The organism is Vibrio sp. 10N.286.51.B11 (genome assembly GCF_041469245.1).
Taxonomy (GTDB): domain Bacteria; phylum Pseudomonadota; class Gammaproteobacteria; order Enterobacterales; family Vibrionaceae; genus Vibrio; species Vibrio crassostreae_C.
Genome location: NZ_JBFRKI010000027.1, coordinates 15,798 through 37,851, shown reverse-complemented (window position 1 = coordinate 37,851; position 22,054 = coordinate 15,798). Strand labels below are relative to the sequence as shown.

The following is a 22,054-nucleotide window of genomic DNA, read 5'->3' as shown; positions in this document are numbered from 1 at the left end:
AATGATTGTGTTATCAATATGTTCGATAATCATGGATGTAAGTCTTGGACAAAAATCAGTACCTTCTTGAAACAGAATTAGAAAAACTCAAAACTCGTGTCGACTCTGAGCCATCGGTGATCCTAGAGATTGCCCAACAGTGCCTAGTCCGATCAGAGCAAGTTCTGTTTGAAGAGGGTGCCATCCAGTCATTAATGTTAATGGCAAGATGTAGCTGGAACCTGATGGATTACCAAAAAGGTTTAAAATACATCAAGGAAGCCTACAAGCGCCAAAGCCGATTAGATACCGACCTTTTTCTCCCTGAAATCCTCCATTTACACGCGCTCCAGTTCTGGGGACAAGCCAAGTACTATTCCGCCCAACAGTTCTGGATCAATGCTTTAGAGCAGTCCGCGTTGGTTGATGAAGTCGAAATTCAAATTGAATGCCTCATTGGCCTTGGCAATATTTGGCGGATGACCCACGAATATAAACTTGCACGTTCTACCCACCAGCTTGCCGTTAAAGTTGCTAACAACAGCCGCATTGGTTGGTTAGAGGGTAAAGCCAGAATACTGCTTGCGTGGGATTACTACCTGCTCAACAACTATGTTGAAATGCTGTCGGTATTGGACGGTGCAGAAGAAGCATTAAAAGACCATAAAGATAACACTTGGCATGCAGAGGTATGGGACTTTCGAGGCCTTGCCCTACTTGGTCTTGAACGCTTAGATGACGCGGAGCGCGCCACGGCCAAAGCGCACAATCTGGCAGTTGAACACAACCTAGTTTGGATGAAGGCGCACTCATACATCAGCCGAGCTAGATTGGAGATCCTGAGAAAAAGACCAGAACAAGCGGCGGAATTACTGAGGCTCGCAGAACAATCCGCAAACGAGTTCGATAATGGCGAGTTGCTGAGCCAAATCTGTTACCAACAATCCTTGGTGGCGGAAGAAAACCAAGACTTCCAAGCCGCGCTCGTCGCCTTTAAAAAGTACCGTCAATATTCTATCGGCATGCTCAAAGAGCAAACGACACGTGTCGGTTTGGACAAAGCACGCAGTTCAAAACGCCAACTTGAACAGAGAGCACGAAAACTGATTAATCGTATTCGCGGTCAGCACGAGTACGATCCTGAAAAGCACCTCTCTTACGTTGTCTCTGAAACCTTTTGGTGGGAAAAGTTGGTGCTGTTCAAGACAGAGCTTAAACGTTCAAACCACAGCATCATTATGTTCCATCATGTCGATACTGATTACTTAGATGTCTGTACCGAGATTGCTCATGCTTTATGTAACCAGAATGACTTCATCGCAAGGCTAAGTTCTGAACGTGTGGCCCTTATGCTTTCCGAAAAAGGCGAAGCCGCAGAGAAAACCTTCCAAACTCTCAGCACCATGCTCGATATCTATCCATGGCATAGAAAAGGATTAAAAGGTTCGAAACCAAGCGTCAGCCTCAATGATATTTTGACGTTCCCGTTCACGCTTGAACAACTCGAAGAAGACGATGCTGAGGTAATAGAATAATGGAAACTCTATTAAGCAAGATCACAGACGCCGGTTTAGACCCTTCATCAGTATCAGGTGAAGAAGCGATCATCTTCTGGAACCACATTCGTCAGCACGTTTCGACAACGCAAACAGAGCAAGCGCACTGCTATATCATTAGCTCTGAATACCGTGCCGAGTTACAACAAAATCAAACCAGTATCGAAGAGTTGAGACGAGCACTCGATCTGCTCCACCTTCCTGCCGATATCGAAGATATTCTGACAGTCAAAACCAGTTTAAGTGACCGCTTAGTTGAAACTGGTGATTACACCTCAGCACTCAATGAATTCGTCAGTTCATCGACTATCGCGGTTGAACACGGTCATATCGATGAGTATGTATTAGCTATTTTAGGCATGGGCAACCTGTGTGATTCCTATGGCGATCACAACAGAGCACTTCGTTACTACCAAAAAATCAGCAGCATAGACCATGCGATAAGCAGTCGCTCACTTCGCCTCAAATTCAAGCTGCATATGGTAGCAAGCCTACTTCTACTCAATCGCATTACAGCAGCCAGCGATTTACTGAATGAGTGCGAAGAACTGAGTATTTTGGTCAGTGACAAGTTGCTCACAGCTCAAATACTGCTTTACCAAGCAAAGGTGCTGCGCGCTAAGAAAAAACACCATGAAGCGCTACGCTGTCTGTCTAAGGTTCAATACCCAGCCAACAGCACTCAAGCAAGCTGGCTTGCAACCATGACTCGTCTAGAGCTCGCACATTGCCTAAGTGCAACCGGCAAGCAAGACTACGCGAGCATGATTTTGTCGAGCACAGACAAACGCGTGAAAGCCTACTCGTCGCCAGTACTTGCAAAACGATTCTACGATTCGCTGAGTGATGTGTGTATGAATCAAGGGCGTTTTCAAGAAGCGCTAAGCTATGAGAAAAAAGGCTACCGAATTGAAACCGATCTGATGAAGCAGATCCCGATCAGTGAACTCGGTGCAAGCCAACTACGCCGCCTGTCCCGTTTTGAATTACAACTCAAACTCATTCTCTCTGAACAAGAAAACAAAGAGCTGAAAGAGACAACGGAACAACACAAGAATGCGGTTGCTCAGCTTCAACAAGACGTATTCACCGATCCATTGACAGGGTTACACAACCGTCGCTGGTTAGATGTGAAATTGAAAGACATGCTGCTGCACGATACCTCTTTCGCACTGATGGTTATTGATATTGACCACTTCAAGTCTATCAATGATGAACTGAGTCACTTAGTGGGCGATAAAGCGATTGTTAGTGTGTCTCAAGAGCTACGTTCATACTTTAAGTTTAGAGGCGCGTCATGTGTCAGATTTGGTGGAGAAGAGTTCCTCGTCATTCTAGAGAACACTGATCTTCCGAAGGCAGAAATGCACTCTGAAAATTATCGAGAGCGCATCTTCCAATTTGGATGGCATGAAATACTTGGGGAGCGTGGTTTGACCGTGAGTATTGGTATCACTTTGCATCGTGACGGAGAGAATACTCAACGCACCTTCTACCGTGCGGATAAAGCGCTATACCGAGCTAAAGCCAACGGCCGTAATCAAGTGTGTACAGAGTAGTGGCATATAGCTCTGTAGCTTAGGCCAACTGCTTATTGATAAAAGAACAGAGAAATACCAGCAAGGGCGGCAAGTGTGCCTATGATACTTTGCTTTGACACCTTCTCCCCTTTCAGCGCATAAATCACCAAAATAAAGACCGGGCTGGTCGCTATCAACGTTTGTGCAATCGCAGGGTTAGCATTCTTCAACGCCACTTGTTGAAGCCATAGAGCGAGAAACGTCCCGACAAAGATTGCTCCTAGTAACCACAGTTTATCGAGCTTGGTCATTTCCCATAAACCTCTTTTTATCGATGAATACGGCTTCTTTTCAACGAAAGGGATAATCAGCATCACAGCAAACACGCCAATCGTCAGGCGAATCAAAGCACCTAACAATGGTGGGATATCACCCGCCACTAACGCGTAATGAGAAATAACCACACCAGATGCCTGACAGACACTCGCCACAAGCCCATAACCAATGCCACCCCACTGCGCTTTGTTATTCGATTCACCGCTCGCCGATTTTGATGGCTGGAAGACAACGAAGGTCACCGCTAGTGTTGTAATCACGACACCGAGCCAACTTTGCACTGTCAATACAGCGCCCAGGAACATTAATGCCAGCACACCAGAAAGAGGCGGGGCTAAAGATTCCAGTAACAGCGTCTTATTGGCACCGATTCTTTTCAACGCCGCAAAATAGGCGCTATCTCCAATCGCAATGCCAATCACACCTGAAATTGCCAATATCAGAAAATGGTTGGTACTCAGTTCAAACTCCGGCATCGGAATAAGAGGCATCACCAGCAACATCATCCCTGACGCCACTATACCCTTAACAATGTTCAATTGCATCGCAGAGAAGCGATGACCAAACTGTCCATAAATCCATGTCGCACACGCCCACACAATCGCAGCACCAATAGCCGCCAATTCACCTATATACATCCGTGTTTATCCTTTGTGGTTGTGCACGTCATTTAGAATCGTAGCTGTCATCATTTCAGCTAAAATACCAACCAGAAAGCCGAAATAGCCTCTTCAAACGCGATGAGATTTTATAAGATTCGTCAATAGTTTTGCTCACATTAGAAGCGAACACTCATTATTTATAACTCAGCAAATCATTTTTATAACAATTACTTGGATGATAACGTACTATATTTATAACTAACATCTAACATTACAAGGATCTGTTATGTTTTTAGACTACTTTGCACTCGGCTTACTCATTTTCGTTGCTCTAGTCATCTTTTACGGCATCATCGTTATTCACGATATCCCTTATGAAATAGCCAAAGAACGTAATCATCCTCACCAAGACGCAATTCACGTCTCAGGCTGGGTTAGCCTATTCACTTTGCACACAATTTGGCCCTTTCTATGGATTTGGGCAACATTATGGCGGAAAGACCGAGGCTGGGGCTTCGAAAAACTCGAAGAAGAGCAGCACGATATTCATCACCGAGTGGATGTTTTAATCGATCAAGTTAGCACCCTTCAAGAAGAGATCGCACAGCTCAAACAAGCAAATACTAAACAAAGCAGCACAAAAAAAGAGTCAAACAACGTTCAAGATCAGGAGGCTAAGTAATGGATTTACTACTGATAATGACCTACGCGGCACTTTGTATCACTATTTTCAAAGTATTTAATATCCCACTAAACAAATGGACAGTGCCTACCGCAGTGCTCGGTGGTGTGGTCATCGTAGGAACATTGATCCTATTAATGAACTACAACCATCCTTTCACACAACTTGGCAACCAAGTTTACTCAACGACTCCAATTGTTTCAGGCGTTAGAGGTAAAGTCATTGAGGTTCCTGTTGAGGCGAATTCTCCTTTAAAGAAAGGAGACATCCTCTTTAAAATTGACCCTATCCCTTTTGAAGCAGAAGTCGCCAAGCTCGAAGCGAAAGTAAAAGAAGCAAGCCAAGGAGCACTTGGGCTTGAATCTCAAGTTGCTGAAGCTGAAGCTGCTAAAATCAAAGCGATTGCAGAAAGAGACAAAGCGCAACGCGAATTTTCTCGTTATAAGCGTGGCTTTGAAAGTGGTGCGTTTACCGAACAACAATTGGATACTCGTAGACAAGCTTATAAGGCATCGGAAGCAGCAGTAAAAGTAGCAGAAGCAAGTCAACAACAAGCTCAGATCGCTCTAAATTCTGAAATTGGTGGCGAGAACACCGCAGTGGCAGGATTACTTGCAGACTTACGTAAGGCTCAATTCAACCTTGACCAAACGGTCGTGAGAGCACCAACGGATGGATATGTTACACAACTAGCACTGCGTCCAGGCGTAATGGCTGTACCGCTACCTCTTGCTCCTGTCATGACATTTGTCCATACGGAAGAAAAATACTACATCGCAGCATTCAGACAAAACTCATTGCAACGACTGCATCCTGGTTTCGAAGCTGAATTTTTATTCAGAGCACTACCAGGCAAGATTTTCAAAGGACGCATTGATGAAATAATCCCAGCTATTGGTGAGAGTCAAATTCAAGCGCGCGGGACACTTATTGGTACCAATGCACTTCGTACTAATGGACGCGTATTTGCTAAAATGACCATCACTGATGACCTGTCTGACTACCATTTACCTATGGGTACCGCGGTTGAAGTTGCCGTTTATTCTGACAGCTTCACCCACGTTTCAATCATGCGCAAGGTCCTTATTCGCATGAAGAGTTGGCAAAACTATCTATACCTAGACCACTAAACGGTCAAAGGTACGTGACGAACCCGCTTAACACATTGTTAAGACGAATGAAAAAGTCAGACTCGCTCTGGCTTTTTTGTTGCTGGATTAACCGTAAAATTACGCTTTTTACACGATATTTAGGTGTTCAGATGGAATTTTAGACATCTAGACACTTACCTTCCCTTATGGAAGGGTTCTACTGTATAATGCGCGCCTTATTTTTTATATTTGCCCAAAAAACGTTCTCATTGAGACGCATATTAATAATGGCGAATATTTATTCTTTATTTTGCTTTATTTTTCAGAATTCGAGGTTATCTATGAACTTTTCAGCTAAAACAGTGGTCGTTATCGCCATTGGCGCGGCACTGTACGGCATTGGTGGTTTACCTATGTTTGGTGTCCCAGTGTTTGCTAACACGACATTGAAACCAGCAATGGCAGTTCTAGCACTGTTTTCTGTTTTGTTCGGCCCTATTGTTGGCTTCTTAGTTGGCTTTATCGGTCACTGGGTAACGGATCTGTTCGCAGGCTGGGGTGTGTGGTTAACTTGGGTTTTAGGCTCAGGTATCGTAGGCATGGTTATCGGCTTATTCCCGATGTTGACCAAGAACCGCCTTCAGCAAGGTGAGTTGCCTATGAAGGACTTCGCGCTGTTTGTGGTACTTGCCCTTGCCGGTAATGTGGTTGGTTACGGCTGCTCTGCATTCCTAGATACCATCCTTTATGCAGAACCGTTTACTAAAGTCTTCACTCAACTCTCTATCATTGCTGCGGGTAACACCGTTCTGATCGCTGTTGTTGGCTTACTGATCCTAAAATCAGTCGCTAAACGCAACAAACAAAGCCGTAACCTGACTGAGGCATAAGCGATAATGACTATAGCATTTTCGAACTTCTCTTTTAGATATGAGTCGCTGGATAAACCGACGCTAAAAAATATCAATCTAAGGATAGAGAAAGGAGAGAAAATCGTCATTATTGGACCAAGCGGTAGTGGTAAATCTACCCTAGGTCAATGCCTTAACGGTCTGATTCCTCATGCTATCAAAGGTGAGGTGACTGGCTCTCTAGAGATCAACGGTAAGAACATTTCTGATTTTTCTATGCACGACTATACCGAGCAGGTTGGCACAGTATTACAAGATACTGATAGCCAATTTGTCGGTTTGAGTATTGGCGAAGACATCGCATTCGCACTGGAAAATCAGTTAGTGTCGAACATTGATATGTACCCTCTGGTTAAGTCGACAGCAAAAATGGTCGACTTAGCAGATATGCTTGATCGCTCGCCACATGATTTATCCGGCGGCCAGAAACAACGCGTGTCATTAGCGGGCATCTTAGTTGATGACGTTGACATCCTGTTGTTTGATGAACCTTTGGCTAGCCTTGACCCGAAAACGGGTAAAGCGACTATCGAAATCATCGACCAACTTCATAAAGAAACCAACAAGACTATAGTCATCATCGAGCATCGCCTTGAAGATGTACTACATCGCGATATCGATCGAGTGATCTTGATGGAGCGCGGTGAAATTGTCGCGGACATGACACCCGATGAAATCTTAGCTTCTGAACTGCTTGAAACACACGGTATTCGTGAACCACTTTATTTATCTGCTCTGAAGGCAGCGAAAGCACCTTTGACCAGTGAAGATAAGCTATCAAACCTCAAAGCTCTCGATTACAAAAGATTCCGCCCTGCGGTTCAGGCTTGGTTTGCAGAGCGCCCGACTCCAGTTGCCGAGAAGCAGTACCAACCTTTGCTTGAGGTCCACGGCCTGACTTACTCTTACGATGGTGAAAAGAACGCTCTCGAAGATGTCAGCTTTAAGATTGGTAAGGGTGAGTTCGTTTCAATCTTAGGCAAAAACGGTTCAGGCAAATCTACCATCACTAAACTCATCATGGGTGTGATCGATGCCGATTCAGGCTCTTCCTATCTAAATGGTGAAGACCTATCTGAGCTTTCTATCTTTGAAAGAAGCCAGAAAGTCGGTGTCGTGATGCAGAACCCAAATCATATGATCTCTCATCATATGATTTTTGATGAAGTTGCATTCGGTCTGCGTAATCGTGGGGTTGCAGAGCAGGAAATCAAAGAGAAGGTGGAAAACGTTCTTGAGCTGTGTGGCTTGAGCAAGTTCCGCCACTGGCCAATCGAAGCGCTAAGCTACGGTCAGAAAAAACGCGTAACGATCGCTTCTATCTTAGTATTGGAGCCAGAGCTTCTGATCTTGGATGAACCAACAGCGGGTCAAGATTACCGCAACTACACCTCAATGCTGGCGTTTATCCAAAAGCTTAACCGCGAGTTAGGTATCACCGTCGTGATCATTTCACACGACATGCACCTTGTTCTAGAGTACACCACACGCTCAATTGTCATTGCTGACAGCAAGCTGATTGCCAATGCCGCGATGACGGAAGTATTCAGTCAGCCATCGCTGTTAGAACGCGCAAATCTTTGTACCACCAGCATTTATGAACTCGCGACTATGATGAAAATCGACGACACCAACGCATTCATGCAGTACTTCATCGACTACGAGAGAAGCGCTCAATGAACGTATCAAAAGTAAAATTCGGCATCAATTACATTGATACAAAATCACCGCTTCATGCACTTAACGGCATCACCAAATTTGCGCTCTTCTTAGCTTGGGTAACCGTGGTCTTAACTACGTTCGACCTAAGATTGATTGCACTGCTTATTGTGACTGGTTTATACCTGCTAAAGCTGACCAATGTGCCTGTACGCGTATATAAGCCTCTGTTATTGGGTACGGCGAGTGTATTGAGCCTAAATGCTTTGTTCATGTATCTGCTGGCTCCACAGCAAGGTACTGAGCTCATCGGCAGCAAAACCTTATTGCTGACATTGCCGGGTAACTACTCGTTGAGCCAAGAGACTCTGTTTTACTTGGTTACTGTGACGCTCAAATACATGAGCATGTTCCCGATAGCGTTGATTTTTGTCTTCACAACGCATCCGACTGAGTTTGCAGCTAGCCTCAACCGTATCGGTGTTCCTTACAAGATCGCCTATGCGGTCAGCTTAACACTGCGTTACTTGCCAGAAGTTAAGAAAGACTTCATCAATATCATGCATGCTCAACAGGCTCGTGGTGTAGAGCTCTCAAAGAAAGCGCCTCTAATTACTCGAATCAAAAATGTGGCTAAGGTTCTAGGCCCGCTCATTTTCTCTAGCTTGGACCGAGCAGACGAGATCTCTAACGCAATGACGTTACGAGGTTTTGGCCGACACAAAGCTCGCACTTGGTATAGCTATGCACCTTTGAAACGTATCGACTTTGTTTGTTTAGGTGTCATCGCTTTTATCGTGGTGTTAGCCATTGCGAAACGCATTCTAGAGCCGCAGTTATTTTGGTATCCGTTCTAGTCATCTGAATTAGCATAGATAAACAAAGACTTTAAATAACACACCGCTCAATAGGGCGGTATTTTTGTTTATGCCAAAATCTGATTGATAATTGAACCAATGACACAATACTGACTATATTTAACGATAAATTGACCTGTTATTTACCCTTGGAGTTTGAGATTTAATTCATAAGCTCTTAATATACTCTTTTACAGAATGTTACAATCAATAGAGATTTGTAATGGCTCGAATTACTCAAGTACAGAAACTAGAAAATCAAAAAAACTACGATGAGATCGTACTAAACCTTTTTCTGGCTGAAGGACATGAAGCACTAACTTATGCAAGGATTGCTCAAGAGATTGGCATTAGTTTAACGACGCTTCAGGGCTATTATCCGTCGACCCGCGCTATTCGTTCAGTACTTCACGAACACATGCTATCGATCGTTATAGACAGTCTAGACTTTTCATCGGAAGCGCTTTTTATCCAATCTTGGCAAGCCGCTCTAGATAATGAGCAGTTTCGATACGTGATTAAATTGATGTTTTTCCATGCTTCGCAAATAAAGAACCCTGAGCAATTTAACCTCAGCTCGAACGGCGAATTTCGTGAAAAGATGTTGGACAGTTTAGGCAACGACTCAGTTCGAATCCTTGAAATGGTAGTCGGACGCTCAATGTTCTATCTCACCAACTTCAAGTAACGCTAACCAGCTTACTGAAATAGAAAAAGGGAACCCTAGGGTTCCCTTTTTTAGACTTTCAGAAAAGTGAGCAGCGATGACCTGCTCAACTTATAGACCTAATTTAGCTTGTAAAAAACGGTCGATAACGGCGGCAAACGCAGCTCAATCGATGTGTCTAGCCCTTCGCTCTCTACAGATTCAATCTCAGCAGTCTGCTTCACTTCAAAACCGCTGCCTGCATAGTCGACAGAGTCTGTATTCAACAACAATGCGTATTCACCTTTTGCAGGAACACCTAAGCGGAAATGCTCGTGAGGCACTGGCGTAAAGTTAGACACTATCAATACTCGCTCACCAGATTCACTGATGCGCTCGTGCGCAAGAATGCTCGCTTCAGCAGAGTCCTGTAGACGCCATTCAAAGCCTTTCGGATCAAAATCAAGATCGTGCATTGCAGCTTCAGAGCGGTACAGATTGTTCAGGTCTTTCGTTAAACGCTGAACACCTTGATGACGCTCGTAATCCAGCAAAAACCATTGTAGCTGGTCGTCATGGTTCCATTCAGCCGTCTGACCAAATTCTGCACCCATGAAGTTCAGCTTCTTACCTGGTTGCGCATACATGTAACCCATATAAGCACGTAGGTTTGCCGTTTGCTGCCATTCATCACCAGGCATCTTGTTGTGGATAGAACCTTTACCGTAAACCACCTCATCGTGAGACAGAGACAATACATAATTCTCACTGTGTGCGTAAACCAGTGGGAAGGTAATCGTATCGTGGTGATATTTACGGTTGATTGGGTCTTCTTGAATGTAAGACAAGCTGTCGTGCATCCAACCCATGTTCCACTTAAAGCCAAAGCCTAAGCCGCCCATAAAAGTCGGTGCTGAAACACCAGGGAAAGCCGTTGATTCTTCAGCAATCGTCATCGCATTCGGAAAGTGTTTATACACTTCTTCGTTCATCCACTTAAGGGTTGCGATAGCGTCGTAGTTTTCGTTGCCGCCATCCGCATTCGGGATCCATTGGTCATGGCTACGCGAATAGTCGAGGTACAACATCGAAGCAACCGCATCAACACGGATGCCATCAATGTGGAATTGCTCGAACCAGTACAGTGCATTAGAAACTAAGAAACGACGAACATGCTCTTTGCCTAAATCGTAAATGTACGAGTTCCAATCTTGATGCCAACCACGACGTGGATCTGGATCATGGAATAATGGCGTACCATCGAAGTTTGCTAGGCCGTGATCATCACTTGGGAAGTGAGCAGGAACCCAGTCCAGAACAACGCCAAGACCCGCTTGGTGACATTGATCGACGAAGTATTTGAAATCATCTGGAGAGCCAAAACGGCTAGTCGGTGCAAATAGACCTACAGGCTGATAGCCCCAAGAACCGTAGAATGGATGTTCTGAAACTGGCATTAGTTCAACGTGCGTGTAGCCAAGATCCGTTAGATATGGGATCAGCTCTGCCGCAAGCTCGCGATAATTTAAGAATTCACCTTCAGCGTTACGCTTCCAAGAACCTGCATGCAATTCATAGAACGAAAGCGCTTCTTTGCGCTTTTGCGTTACCGGGCGATTTTGCCATTGAGTATCTTGCCACTGGTAACGAGCGTGATCGTAAGTTACAGATGAGAACGATGGGTATTGCTCAGAGTAGAAACCCCATGGGTCAGCTTTGTGTGGTAAGCCTTCGCCATTTGGTCCTTTTAATTCAAACTTGTATTGAGCGCCTTCTTCCAGTTCAGGAATGAATAAGCCCCACATACCGTAATCTAGGCGTTGCATTGGGTGGCGGCGACCATCCCAAGCGTTGAAGTTACCCACCAAGCTTACCGCAGTTGCATGCGGTGCGTACACCAAGAAACGCGTACCTGAAATCGTCTGTCCATCACGCTCTAGCGTAATAAACTGAGCCCCCATATGATGATACATATCTTTCGGTGTATGAAGATCTTCATAACTCGCGTACAGATCGTGGTACTGGTAAGGATCATCGATGATCTGTTCTACGCCAGCCCAATCAACCGCAAGCTTATAGTGAGTAAAACGTAAGTCTCTCTCTTGCTTAAGAATGAAACCACTTTCACCCTCTCGCGCTAACTCAATACGAGGTTCCTTTCCAACAATCAACTCGACTTTATCTGCCCCAGGAATCCACACACGTAATGCACCTTGCTCAGAAGGTAGGTATGGCCCTAAAAACGCGAATGGGTCTGTGAAACAAGCCTGTGATAGTTGGGTATATATTTGTTTTTGCTTTGAAATCGAACTTAGTTCCAAAACGTTTCTCCCTAACCAAACATCCAAAAAACATAATACAAAAATGCCCGCTATTAGTGCGGGCAATATAACGACGGTTTATTCTACCAGATGAGCATTCATTATTGAGTGACCGAGGTTGTAGTTTCGTACGGCGTAAGCAAAAAACCACCTAATTTCAAGTCACTCACGTCATTACTTACCGGCTTTTTCTCGAACGTCAGTCAGCTTAGAAGCGATACGATTAACGCCTTCGTGAGCAAATATTTCGTCCAAGTTCATTGATAGTTTACGACGCCAGTTAGGGTATTCATCAACCGTGCCAGGAATGTTTACTGGCTTGTCCATCTCTAGCCAATCTTCTAGCTGAACGCTCAGTAGTGTTGAACCACCAGCCGCTACGTGCAGTTGAAGTGCCTCAGCAAGGTAAGAGTCCATCGGTACTTGGCTCGCATCGCGGCCCACACCTTCTGGTAGGAAACCATGCCATGCTACTGAATCTAAGATACCTTGCTTGCACTCTAGGCGGTCATCGAACAAGGTTTCTAATTGTTCTGCATCTGGGTATAAGCCAATCTCTTGGCCCATTTTCAGGTCATCACAGTGCCAGAAGCCACGAAGCGTTGGCATATCGTGAGTACACAGTGCCGCCATCGATTGTGATGCGTAGTGTTTTGGTGAGATGAAACCACCGTCATCTTCTGATGTTTCGAAGAAGAACACTTTGTAAGAGTGCACGCCAGCATCTGCAAGGATGTCGACAATCTCATCCGGTACCGTTCCTAAATCTTCACCGATAACGCTACATTGGTAACGGTGAGATTCAAGCGCCAGAATAGACAGCATATCTTGTACTGGGTAGTAGATGTACGCGCCCTTAGTTGCGTTCTCACCCTTTGGAATCCACCACAAGCGCAGTAGACCTAAAACGTGGTCGATACGCAGTGCACCACAGTGCTTCATGTTCGCACGAAGTAGCTTGATGTAAGCGTCGTAGCTTGTTTCTTGAAGCACTTCTGGGTTTAACGGAGGTAGACCCCAGTTCTGACCCAAAGGACCAAGAATATCAGGTGGAGCACCAATGCTCGCATCCATCACTAGGTTGCCTTCGTCAGCCCAAGTCTCGCTGCCTGAATCTGCAACACCTACCGCTAAGTCACGGTACAGGCCAACAGCCATGCCCTTCTCTTCTGCAAGAGACTGTGCATCGTTGATCTGGCAATCTGCTAGCCATTGCAGGTACATGTACAGATGAACGTTTTCTAAGTTCTCTTTGATGTATTTCTGTGTCGCTGGGCTGTCGAATGTACGGTACTTCTCAGGGAATACCGGCCATCCCCACATGCCAGAATCTTCTGCATGCAGTTCACCATGTAGAGCATCAAACGCCGCTTGATGCATCAGGCTATCGCCACCCTCTTCTACGAAGGCTAAGAACGCTTGTGCACGGTCGCTGTTTTTGTCTAGATGACGAGTCTTAAATTCTGCGAATAGCAGAGGCAAGATGCTCATCTTAAGCTCAGACACTTCGGTGTAGTTTACCCAGTGTGCTTCACGCGCTTTTTGTAGACGCTGTTGGAACTCTGCGCTGCCGACTGTTTGTTGTGCTTCTGCACTTAGTGCAAATTCAGGAACTGAACTCACATCAATGTATAAGATGTTCAACCAGCGACGAGAAGATGGGCTATATGGGCTCGCACCTTCAGGGTTCGCAGGGAACAATGAGTGAATTGGGTTTAGACCAACGAAGTCACCACCACGAGAAGCGATATCCGCAACAAGCTGTTTTAGGTCTCCGAAATCACCAATACCCCAGTTATGCTGAGTTCTTAGGGTATAAAGTTGAACACTGGGTCCCCAAAGCTTTTTGCCTTGCTCGATTGGTGACTGCTTGAAACACGCTTTTGGCGTAATAATCAGTGTCATCTCGTAAGGCTTCTTACGGCGCTTACGGCTCACAATGAGCTTGTGATAACCCCATGCCAAATCACTTGGCAATGCAAACACTAAAGGGCCACCCTCGGCACGCTCGTCACGAATGACTTGAGATTGAAGATAGCCTTCAAGTACCTCTCCTTGCTCGGTTTCTAAGCGCCAGCTGAACTCACTTTCACGAGCACTTACACCTAGATTAAGCGCCACTTCTACTGGCTCACCGTCACGCAAGACAAGAACTGGGTCTAGTACATCTTTTTTGTGTTTTCTTTCTGCTGACTTAAGCAGTGCATCATCGCTGCTTGTATCGTAGCCCAACGAAGCCAATAGAGACGTGATCGTCTCGTCTGATACTTGTGCTTCATCGCCCCACGCACTAACGTAACTGTCGGCAATGTTTGCCATTTCTGCGACTTGTTTTAATACGGTCTGTTCTTTCATCGCTCTCTCCGAAAACGTTCTGACGCTTTCTATTTTGTAGGGTTGTTAATTTAATTTTTACTAATCAATTAGCTTGTGACAATCGGTTTGTAAGCAGCTTGTTTATAAACGAAACCTTTAAGCCTTTCGTTTGCTCACAAGCTAATTGAGCCAAGGCAGAAACTGCCTTGGCTACTTTGGAAGTATTAACGGTTAACCGCTTCAAGTTTCCAGATGTTGTTCACGTAGTCGCGGATAGAGCGGTCTGATGTGAACTTACCAACCAATGCTGTGTTAAGAATTGCTTTCTTAGCCCAACCTGCTTGGTCTTTGTATTGCGTGCCCATGTCTTCGTGCGCTTTCACGTAAGACGCGAAGTCAGCAAGACATAGGTAAGGGTCACCACCGTCTAGCAGGCTATCAAACGTTGCACGTAGAAGGCCTGGTTGACCTGGAGTGAACTCATCGCCAGTCAGTAGGTCTAGAGATGCTTTCAGTAGTGGGTCTGCATTGTAGTAGTCGTATGGGTTGTAGCCTTGAGCTTTCAGAGCTTGAACACCATCAACGTCTAGGCCGAAGATGTAGATGTTTTCATCACCCACTTCTTCACGAATCTCAACGTTTGCACCATCCATCGTACCGATAGTTAGCGCGCCGTTTAGAGCCATCTTCATGTTGCCCGTACCAGATGCTTCTTTACCCGCTAGTGAGATTTGCTGAGAAACGTCTGCTGCAGGGATGATGATTTCAGCCATGCTTACACGGTAGTCAGGAATGAATACCACTTTCAGTTTGTTACCGATGCGAGGGTCGTTGTTGATCTTCTCTGCAATCTTGTTAACCGCGAAGATGATCTCTTTCGCTAGGTGGTAACCCGGTGCTGCTTTCGCTGCGAAGAAACATACGCGTGGCTCACACTCGAAACCAGGTTCGTTAAGAATACGGTGGTACAGAGATAGAATGTGTAGCAAATCTAGGTGCTGACGCTTGTATTCGTGAAGACGTTTGATTTGAACGTCAAAGATAGCGTTAGTATCTAGCTCGATACCCATGTTCTCTTGAACCCAATCAGCTAGGCGCTGTTTGTTTTCTTTCTTAACAGCCATGAATTCTTTTTGGAATTTCGCGTCTGTTGCAAACTTAGCGATGCCTTCTAGCTGCTCAAGTTTTGCTGGCCATTCAGTGCCGATCTTACCCGTGATTAGCGTAGATAGACCTGGGTTACAGAACTTCAACCAACGACGTGGCGTGATGCCGTTCGTTACGTTAGTCAGTTTACCTGGGAAGATTTCGTTGAACTCAGGGAACAAGTCTTTCTTAACCAGTTGTGAGTGAAGCGCAGCTACACCGTTTACTTTGTAAGAACCAATCACACATAGGTTTGCCATGCGAACCATGCGGTGGAAACCTTCTTGGATGATAGAAAGCTTCGCTTGCTTCTCACCGTCACCAGGCCACATCTTGCGAACTTCTTGCATGAAGCGGTGGTTGATTTCAAAAATGATTTCCATGTGACGTGGAAGAAGACGGTTGATCAGTGATTCAGACCAAGTCTCTAGTGCTTCAGGAAGTAGTGTGTGGTTCGTGTATGCGAACGTATGAGCACTGATTTCCCATGCTTGGTCCCAAGATAGACCTTTCTCGTCAATCAAGATGCGCATTAGCTCAGGAATCGCAATCGTTGGGTGCGTATCGTTAAGCTGAATCGTTTCTTGCTTAGGCAGATCTTCTAGAGAGAAACCTGCTGCTTCGTGACGACGTAGAATATCGCGAACCGATGCTGCTGAATGGAAGTACTGCTGCATTAGACGCAGTGTCTTACCTTTCTCGTGGTTATCGTTCGGGTAAAGAACCTTAGTGATGTTACCTGCATCGATTAGCGAGTGTTGCGCTTCGAAGTAATCACCGTTGTTGAAGCTTGCTAGTGAGAATGGTGCAATTGCCTGACATTCCCAAAGACGCAGCGGGTAAACCGTGCTTGACTCGTAACCTACGATTGGTAGATCCCAAGGCATTGCTTTTACTTCCATACCTGGAACCCAAGTACGTACTTCTTTACCGTCGATGAATTCAACGTCTACATGACCGTAAAAACCAATGTGTTGTGCTAGTTCTGGACGAGCTACTTCCCATGGGTAACCTTCAACACCACGCCATGCGTCAGGTGCTTCTTGCTGACGACCGTCTTGGAAAGACTGTTTGAATAGACCGTATTCGTAGTGAAGACCGTAGCCTACTGTTGGGTATTCTTGAGCGGCACAAGAATCCATAAAACAAGCGGCTAGACGACCAAGACCACCATTACCTAGTGATGGGTCACGTTCTTCTTCTAGAAGGTCAGTTAGGTTTTGACCTAGCTCTTCCATTGCATGAGTGATCTGTTCGTATAGACCCATGCTGATCAGGTTGTTACCTGTTAGACGGCCAATCAAAAACTCAAGTGATAGGTAGTTAACGCTCTTCGCGTTCTTAATTTTTTCGTCATTTTCAGTTTCTAACAGATCAAATGTTGTGAGTTCTGCTAGCGCACGCCCCATTGCTAGGTACCATGCGCGGCTATCTGCGTTTTCAATCGTTGTTGCGTAGGTTGCAGATAAATGTTTCTTAACACTCTCTTGGAATGACACTTTATCGAAAGTTTTTTGCTGAGTTGGTTTCATTTCAGAAATCTCGCTTTTAATAGTTCTAATTCATCTGTGACATATCGTGCATGGTCACCATAAACTAAACATCCTCCCGCTAATGCAACTGACTAGGAGTAGATGGGAGGGCGTAGGGGGCGTACCGACTTAGGGTTAGTGATCTGACTCTCATGTTCTGACTGCGAACAAAAACTTGGAGTGACTAAGATCACAAGCTCCCGTTCGATAACTTAACTTCAATTGATGTGACTTTTATTTAACCCATTTAAAGTCATTGCCAAATCTGAGTTTCAGATCACGAAAATAATTTCCAACTCTCATCTTTTGCATTGATTCCCGTGTAGGGATGAACGAAGTCACATTCACAAACCAACCCGCAACGTGAGCAAAGTCTCAAATAAAGGGCGTAGACACCCAAAAACATGCAGGAGTGCAAGGTTTCTGAGGAGGATCGTAGTCGGTAACGTTTGGCTTCACGTAATATGAGTAAAGACTTAAGTAATTAGGCTCATGTCATTGGAGTGCACTCAACGATAGATTGGGATATTCCAGAACATAGCCACGGAATAGGTGTAAAACTTCGATATGTGGATCCCTTCGAAACTGACTCGTCCCGGCCGCTTACATAATGCAATCCTACGACCTAGGGTTCTCGATCTGCTTCACAATGCAGATTGCTATAAGCTTGTGTTGTTCCGCTCTCCAGCGGGCTACGGCAAAACCACCATGGCTGCACAATGGTTGGTAGATAAACCTAATGTGGGTTGGTACAGCATTGATGATAGCGACAATGATGCCTTCCGCTTTATCAACTACCTACTTCAATCACTTAATAAAGCGACTCAAAATGCCTGTCCGAATGCCCAAAAACTGGCAGAAAAGCGACAGTTTTCATCGCTGCATTCTTTATTAAGTGAAGTATTTGCCGAGATGTCGGAATTCCATCACGAGTGCTTTCTGGTGTTGGATGACTATCACTTGGTCAACAATGACGACATCCACGAAGCCATGCGCTTCTTCCTCAAACACATGCCCGATAACCTAACGTTGGTTGTCACCAGTCGTGGTACGCCACCACTTGGTACAGCAAACCTCCGCGTTCGTGACTTAATGATCGAATTAGGTAATGACTCGTTGGCGTTTGATACCGAAGAAACCACACGCTTTTTCAACCAACGCGTAGCCGACGGCATTGATGACACCACGGCAGATAGCATTTGTAGTTATGTAGAAGGTTGGCCTTCTGCACTACAACTTATCGCGCTACAAGCACAACACCAAAAACGCACTCTTGCACAGTCCGCAGAGTCATTCTCTCACTTTAACCACGCCCATCTTTGGGACTACTTGGTTGAAGAAGTATTCGACCTGCTAGACAAAGAAACCCGACAGTTCTTGATGCAATGTTCTGTGCTTGATCACTTCAACGATGAGCTTGTGTGTGCACTTACACAGCGTGAAGATGCGTTAGGTATGATCGAATCACTCAACCGTTTTGGTTTGTTCATCTACCCGCTTGAAGGTGAAAAGAACTGGTATCGCTTCCATAACTTGTTTGGTGAATTCCTCGCACATGAGCGCCAAGCTCGAATTCCTCAGCAAGAAGCTGAACTGCATCGAAGTGCTGCAAAAGCGTGGATCAAGCAAAACACACCACACCAAGCACTACGTCACGCACAGCGCGCTGAAGATCCAGAACTGATCATTCAAATCCTGACTGAGCACGGTTGGCCGATGTTCAACCAAGGTGAGCTTTCGTCATTAGAAATGGCGATCAAACAGCTAACCACAGATCAACTATACAGTGAGCCAAAGCTTTCGATGTTGCGCGCTTGGCTTGCACAAAGTCAGCACCGTTATGACCAAGTGGGTACTTTGTTGGAAGAGGCTGAGACTCAATATCAAGCGCGAAACATTGAACTCGATACTCAGCAGCAAGGCCAATACAACGCCTTACGCGCACAAGTTGCCATCAACAGCAATGAGCCTGAGAAAGCATTGGAATTGGCTGAGCTTTCGTTGAGTCAGTTGAACACCACCGTTTATCGTAGCCGCATTGTCGCAACCTCGGTTGTGGGCGAAGTGAATCACGTAATGGGTAACCTAAGCCGTGCGCTACCAATGATGCAACAGACAGAAAAACTGGCACGTCAGTATCAGGTTTACCATCAGGCCCTGTGGGCGATTCTGCAACAAAGCGAAATCTTGATTGCTCAAGGTTATGTTCAAGCTGCATTTGAGCTACAAGACAGTGCATTCAAATTGATTGAAGAACATCAGCTGCAATACGTACCTCTGCACGAATTCTTGCTGCGTGTTCGCGCTCAGATCTTCTGGTGTTGGAACCGACTAGATGAAGCGGAAGAGTGTTGCTACAAAGGCTTAGATATCCTTGGTCACCACTCTCCGAGTAAACACCTGCACAGCTATTCTATGTTGGCTCGTATTTCATTGAGCCGTGGTGAGATTGATAAAGCGTCGAAATTTATCGACCAGATTCAGCACCTATTGCGTCAATCGACTTACCACGTAGATTGGACGGCAAATGCTTCTCTTTCTTTGATTCTGTTCTGGCAAGTAAAAGGCGATAAAGAAGCTATCCGTGATTGGCTGAGTGTGGCTGTTCGACCTGAATCGGCAAGTAACCACTTCTGCCAACTTCAGTGGCGAAACATCGTTCGTGCTCACATCATCCTTGAGCAGTATGAAGACGCAGAAGAAGCGCTGACCTTCCTTAAGAGTGAAGCCCAGCGTTCGCACCTGATTACAGACACCAACCGCAACTTGATCGTTGAAGCCGTGTTACGTACACAAATTAACGATGAAGACAGCGCACGAATACTACTCGAAGAAGCGCTTCATATGACTAACCAAACCGGTATGGTCGGTAACTTCTTGGTAGACGGTGGGACTATCGGGCATATCTTGGATAAGTTGAGCAACAAGCCAGGCTTAGGTGATTTAGAACGTCACCGCGCACAACAAATCATGAAAGATATTTCCGCGACCCAACGCAGCCGCTCAGTTCACTTTGATGAAGACTTTGTTGAAAACTTGGTTAATCACCCAAACATTCCTGAACTTGTACGTACCAGCCCACTAACTCAACGTGAATGGCAGGTACTGGGCTTGATCTACTCTGGCTTCAGTAACGAGCAAATCGCTCAAGAACTGGATGTAGCAGGCACCACGATCAAAACTCACATTCGAAATCTTTATCAGAAGCTCAACATCGCTAACCGTAAAGAAGCGATAAGCACAGCAGAGAATTTGTTGCAGTTAATGGGTTACTAAACGGATTCGAAATTCGAGAAAACATAAGCTGGTCACCGACGGTGGCTGGCTTTTTTTCATCTGAAGTTTAGAGCCTAAAAGTGTAGGAACGGGAAATGAAAAAAGACAATCACCAAATGACAAGCAAAAAAATAGCCAACCGCAATAATCGCGATTGGCTCATATATTTGTGAACAAATCATAAGTTCACTAACAACGTCAGTTGGCTAGGTGACCCTCGGCTTAAGAAGGGTCAGTATACATAATGCAGTTAGCGTGCCAACTTTTATTCGACGTTTTATAAGCCCTGCATCGCATAAAAACCATGAATTTGTCATGCGAATTGCAAAGTGCATTTGCATAATGCAACCAAGATGCAATATCGATAAGAGATCAGTTTCATCTCTGCTGTTAATGACAAATTACTAAGTGGTTGTATTTTAAATGTTAGGCAAATGTTCACTTCAACTTATTGCCTTACAGTTAAGAGAGTAATAAAAGCCCTTCCCCAAAAGCATATTCATACTTTTTTTACACTAAAGTTTGTATACTGCACAAAATCATCCTCAACTCTATGAAGCAATGAACTACTTAAGTACTTTTTTCAAAGGCATGGCTATGGGCGCAGCAGACGTTGTTCCTGGCGTGTCGGGCGGAACCATCGCATTCATCACTGGTATCTACGATACGCTGCTAGAAAGCATTCGCAGAATTAACCCTAGCGTACTTGGCTTATGGAAACGCGAAGGCTTCAAAGCCGCGTTTAATCACATCAATGGTTTCTTCCTAATTTCACTGTTCGCGGGCGTATTCACGAGCATTGCGACATTCGCAAAATTGATTTCTTGGTTATTAGTCACCCACCCTGTTCCACTGTGGTCTTTCTTCTTCGGCCTGATCTTGGTCTCGGTTTTCCATATTCTTAAGCAAGTAGAGAAACGCGATATGATTCGCTTCGTGTTTTTGCTGCTTGGCGTTGCTTTCGCTTATAGCATTACCGTGCTTAAACCGCTGCAAATGGAACCAACCAGCATCAACGTATTGATTGCGGGTGCGATTGCTATCTGCGCGATGATTTTACCCGGTATTTCAGGCAGCTTTATTCTGCTCCTAATTGGCATGTATGGCCCCGTGCTTGGCGCCGTTAAATCATTTCAAGTCGATGTACTTGCGCTATTCCTTGCGGGCTGTGTGATCGGACTGCTGACTTTCTCACATGTACTGTCTTGGCTATTGCGTTCATTCCGCGACTTCACATTGGTATTCTTAACCGGTTTGATGATCGGTACGCTGCCTAAGATCTGGCCTTGGAAAGAGACCATCAGCTGGCGCACAAACTCAAAAGGTGAACAAGTTCCTCTGATTCAAGAAAACCTATCACCGTTTGATTTTGAAGCGGTAACCTCTCAGCCTTCTCAGTTGGTCATGGCGATTGTGATGATGTTTGCTGCGATTGCATTGGTTTTAGGCCTGGAGAAGTTCGCAGAGCGTAACGCTGACTAATCATTCAACGTATTTCTGGAACATGTTCAAAATGGATAGAACTTAGAAATACTAAGCTCACATATCTATTAAACAGACAAAAGCGAAGCCAATGGCTTCGCTTTTTTAGTTCTACCATACGCACAAAATTGCTTTTTGATAC

The 22,054-nt window shown here is 45.1% G+C and carries 14 protein-coding genes; 10 read left to right on the top strand and 4 right to left on the bottom strand.

Going from position 1 to position 22,054, the window contains the following annotated elements; all coding sequences use genetic code 11:
- Positions 1-44 precede the first annotated feature (44 nt).
- Both AB4154_RS14330 and AB4154_RS14325 read left to right on the top strand, forming a co-directional pair.
- Entirely contained in the window at positions 45-1,514 is a 1,470-nt protein-coding gene (locus tag AB4154_RS14330) for a hypothetical protein (protein ID WP_372123351.1), read from the top strand.
- Positions 1,514-3,094 carry a GGDEF domain-containing protein gene (locus AB4154_RS14325; protein WP_017072413.1) on the top strand — a complete coding sequence of 527 codons (1,581 nt, stop codon included), beginning with the start codon at positions 1,514-1,516 and terminating at the stop codon, positions 3,092-3,094. Before AB4154_RS14330 ends, AB4154_RS14325 begins: the two co-directional genes overlap by 1 nt.
- Positions 3,095-3,126: 32 nt before the next feature.
- Here AB4154_RS14325 and AB4154_RS14320 read toward each other — a convergent pair whose 3' ends face one another.
- Entirely contained in the window at positions 3,127-4,029 is a 903-nt protein-coding gene (locus AB4154_RS14320) for a DMT family transporter (RefSeq protein WP_372123348.1), read from the bottom strand.
- A 250-nt stretch (positions 4,030-4,279) separates the two neighbouring features.
- On the opposite strand from AB4154_RS14320, the gene AB4154_RS14315 reads away from it, so the two are divergent.
- The 6 genes from AB4154_RS14315 to AB4154_RS14290 all read left to right on the top strand — a co-directional run bounded on the left by AB4154_RS14315 (position 4,280) and on the right by AB4154_RS14290 (position 9,881).
- Positions 4,280-4,675: a DUF3302 domain-containing protein gene (locus AB4154_RS14315; protein WP_017061875.1), complete on the top strand. Its 396-nt coding sequence runs from the start codon at positions 4,280-4,282 to the stop codon at positions 4,673-4,675.
- A complete protein-coding gene (locus tag AB4154_RS14310; RefSeq protein WP_017061874.1) occupies positions 4,675-5,805 on the top strand; it encodes an HlyD family secretion protein in 1,131 nt (376 codons plus the stop codon). Before AB4154_RS14315 ends, AB4154_RS14310 begins: the two co-directional genes overlap by 1 nt.
- A 302-nt stretch (positions 5,806-6,107) precedes the next feature.
- Positions 6,108-6,656 (top strand): ECF-type riboflavin transporter substrate-binding protein, encoded by a 549-nt coding sequence (locus AB4154_RS14305; protein ID WP_017066579.1) that lies wholly within the window; start codon positions 6,108-6,110, stop codon positions 6,654-6,656.
- Between the two features lie 6 nt (positions 6,657-6,662).
- Positions 6,663-8,357 carry an ABC transporter ATP-binding protein gene (locus tag AB4154_RS14300; protein ID WP_017064242.1) on the top strand — a complete coding sequence of 565 codons (1,695 nt, stop codon included), beginning with the start codon at positions 6,663-6,665 and terminating at the stop codon, positions 8,355-8,357.
- A complete protein-coding gene (locus AB4154_RS14295) occupies positions 8,354-9,193 on the top strand; it encodes an energy-coupling factor transporter transmembrane protein EcfT (RefSeq protein ID WP_017064241.1) in 840 nt (279 codons plus the stop codon). Before AB4154_RS14300 ends, AB4154_RS14295 begins: the two co-directional genes overlap by 4 nt.
- A gap of 223 nt (positions 9,194-9,416) precedes the next feature.
- Positions 9,417-9,881 carry a TetR/AcrR family transcriptional regulator gene (locus tag AB4154_RS14290; protein ID WP_136973659.1) on the top strand — a complete coding sequence of 155 codons (465 nt, stop codon included), beginning with the start codon at positions 9,417-9,419 and terminating at the stop codon, positions 9,879-9,881.
- 98 nt (positions 9,882-9,979) lie between these two features.
- Here AB4154_RS14290 and glgB read toward each other — a convergent pair whose 3' ends face one another.
- From glgB to AB4154_RS14275, 3 genes are all read right to left on the bottom strand, one after another.
- Positions 9,980-12,160, bottom strand: a complete 2,181-nt coding sequence (gene glgB / locus AB4154_RS14285; protein WP_017064240.1) for a 1,4-alpha-glucan branching protein GlgB — start codon at positions 12,158-12,160, stop codon at positions 9,980-9,982.
- A gap of 174 nt (positions 12,161-12,334) precedes the next feature.
- Complete coding sequence (malQ, locus tag AB4154_RS14280) at positions 12,335-14,515, bottom strand: 4-alpha-glucanotransferase (protein WP_017067441.1); 2,181 nt, start codon at positions 14,513-14,515, stop codon at positions 12,335-12,337.
- Positions 14,516-14,700: 185 nt separating this feature from the next.
- Positions 14,701-17,154 carry a glycogen/starch/alpha-glucan phosphorylase gene (locus AB4154_RS14275; protein ID WP_136973658.1) on the bottom strand — a complete coding sequence of 818 codons (2,454 nt, stop codon included), beginning with the start codon at positions 17,152-17,154 and terminating at the stop codon, positions 14,701-14,703.
- 567 nt (positions 17,155-17,721) lie between these two features.
- On the opposite strand from AB4154_RS14275, the gene malT reads away from it, so the two are divergent.
- Positions 17,722-20,430 carry an HTH-type transcriptional regulator MalT gene (malT, locus tag AB4154_RS14270; protein WP_017061867.1) on the top strand — a complete coding sequence of 903 codons (2,709 nt, stop codon included), beginning with the start codon at positions 17,722-17,724 and terminating at the stop codon, positions 20,428-20,430.
- A gap of 561 nt (positions 20,431-20,991) precedes the next feature.
- Positions 20,992-21,912, top strand: coding sequence for a DUF368 domain-containing protein (locus tag AB4154_RS14265; protein WP_017064236.1), 921 nt, complete (start codon positions 20,992-20,994; stop codon positions 21,910-21,912).
- The last annotated feature ends 142 nt before the right edge of the window (positions 21,913-22,054 follow it).

Excerpts from the sequence above, each read along its gene's own strand:
- AB4154_RS14325 (WP_017072413.1), top strand. The coding sequence starts at position 1,514 with ATGGAAACTCTATTAAGCAAGATCACAGACGCCGGTTTAGACCCTTCA.
- AB4154_RS14320 (WP_372123348.1), bottom strand. The coding sequence starts at position 4,029 with ATGTATATAGGTGAATTGGCGGCTATTGGTGCTGCGATTGTGTGGGCG.
- AB4154_RS14315 (WP_017061875.1), top strand. The coding sequence starts at position 4,280 with ATGTTTTTAGACTACTTTGCACTCGGCTTACTCATTTTCGTTGCTCTA.
- AB4154_RS14310 (WP_017061874.1), top strand. The coding sequence starts at position 4,675 with ATGGATTTACTACTGATAATGACCTACGCGGCACTTTGTATCACTATT.
- AB4154_RS14305 (WP_017066579.1), top strand. The coding sequence starts at position 6,108 with ATGAACTTTTCAGCTAAAACAGTGGTCGTTATCGCCATTGGCGCGGCA.
- AB4154_RS14300 (WP_017064242.1), top strand. The coding sequence starts at position 6,663 with ATGACTATAGCATTTTCGAACTTCTCTTTTAGATATGAGTCGCTGGAT.
- AB4154_RS14295 (WP_017064241.1), top strand. The coding sequence starts at position 8,354 with ATGAACGTATCAAAAGTAAAATTCGGCATCAATTACATTGATACAAAA.
- AB4154_RS14290 (WP_136973659.1), top strand. The coding sequence starts at position 9,417 with ATGGCTCGAATTACTCAAGTACAGAAACTAGAAAATCAAAAAAACTAC.
- malQ (WP_017067441.1), bottom strand. The coding sequence starts at position 14,515 with ATGAAAGAACAGACCGTATTAAAACAAGTCGCAGAAATGGCAAACATT.
- AB4154_RS14275 (WP_136973658.1), bottom strand. The coding sequence starts at position 17,154 with ATGAAACCAACTCAGCAAAAAACTTTCGATAAAGTGTCATTCCAAGAG.
- malT (WP_017061867.1), top strand. The coding sequence starts at position 17,722 with ATGTGGATCCCTTCGAAACTGACTCGTCCCGGCCGCTTACATAATGCA.
- AB4154_RS14265 (WP_017064236.1), top strand. The coding sequence starts at position 20,992 with ATGAACTACTTAAGTACTTTTTTCAAAGGCATGGCTATGGGCGCAGCA.